This window comes from Variovorax sp. DXTD-1 (assembly GCF_003984625.1).
In the GTDB taxonomy this organism is placed as follows: domain Bacteria; phylum Pseudomonadota; class Gammaproteobacteria; order Burkholderiales; family Burkholderiaceae_C; genus Variovorax.
Genome location: NZ_RWKH01000079.1, coordinates 1 through 514, shown reverse-complemented (window position 1 = coordinate 514; position 514 = coordinate 1). Strand labels below are relative to the sequence as shown.

Below are 514 nucleotides of genomic sequence, written 5' to 3'. Positions count from 1 at the left end.
TTTCGTCGGCGCCCCCATCTCAAAGCCTAAGGGCTACAGGACTGCCAAGGTCACGCTCGGCTTCAACCTGAACGCAAGTTTCTGAGCAAGACGCCATGCCTTTGGGAAAAACCAATTCTGCTGCGATGTATGGCATCCGTCTTCGGGGTGGGCACTGGAATGTGGCTATCCAGCGTGATGGCGTGACCTTCGCCAAGATATTCAGTTTCTCGGTGTATGGCAGCAAGGCTGCGGCGCTGCGCCAAGCCCAAGCCTGGCGCGATGAGATCATCAGACAGCACCCTCCGGCCACGCGACAACAATTTGCGGCCACCCCCCGGCCTAACAACACCAGTGGCTACACGGGGGTCAAGCTCACCAAGGACAGAGATGGCATACCCAGATACTGGGAAGCCTCCACCCGCCTGGGGCCGGGCAATACGGTGCGCAAGTTTTTTTCGATCAAACGCTACGGCGATGCCCACGCCAAGACGCTGGCCATTGCCGAAAGGCAGAGGCAACTGCAGTTGCTAGA

Annotated in this window: 1 pseudogene; it reads left to right on the top strand. The window is 58.6% G+C overall.

Going from position 1 to position 514, the window contains the following annotated elements:
* Positions 1–95: 95 nt before the first annotated feature.
* Positions 96–514 (top strand): annotated as a pseudogene (locus EJI00_RS24940) (AP2 domain-containing protein); the annotation flags it as partial.